Here is a 543-nt window from a genome sequence, read left to right as displayed (position 1 = left end):
GTGTGCCCACCGTCACCAAACAATTTATTAACTGCTTCGTTTGCTGCTTTTTAGATTGTTAGCTTCCACTACTTTTGCATCTAACAACTTTTGTGCTTTTTCAATCTCATCCAGAAGTTCCTTCTTCTTACCTGCATTACTCACTTTATTCGCCAACGCTTTGGCTTGATTAATGTCTGTTGCAGTAATCCCTTCCCCTAGCTTGGTGTGCCCACTGTCACCAAACAATTTATTAACTGCTTCGTTTGCTGCTTTTAGATTGTTAGCTTCCACTACTTTTGCATCTAACAACTTTTGTGCTTTTTCAATCTCATCCAGAAGTTCCTTCTTCTTACCTGCATTGCTCACTTTATTCGCCAACGCTTTGGCTTGATTAATGTCTGTTGCAGTAATCCCTTCCGCTAGCTTGGTGTGCCCACCGTCACCAAACAATTTATTAACTGCTTCGTTTGCTGCTTTTAGATTGTTAGCTTCCACTACTTTTGCATCTAACAACTTTTGTTGCTTTTTCAATTCTCATCCAGAATGTTCCTTCTTCTTACC

Annotated in this window: 1 protein-coding gene; it reads right to left on the bottom strand. The window is 40.0% G+C overall.

Annotated elements, in window-relative coordinates:
* Positions 1 to 27 precede the first annotated feature (27 nt).
* Positions 28 to 513, bottom strand: a complete 486-nt coding sequence (locus tag PGRAN_RS15350) for a toxin Cry1Ac domain D-VI-related protein (RefSeq protein ID WP_036068583.1) — start codon at positions 511 to 513, stop codon at positions 28 to 30.
* Between the last annotated feature and the right edge of the window lie 30 nt (positions 514 to 543).

The organism is Listeria grandensis FSL F6-0971 (assembly GCF_000525835.1).
Lineage (GTDB): Bacteria > Bacillota > Bacilli > Lactobacillales > Listeriaceae > Listeria_A > Listeria_A grandensis.
This window is presented reverse-complemented; position numbering and strand designations above follow the sequence as displayed.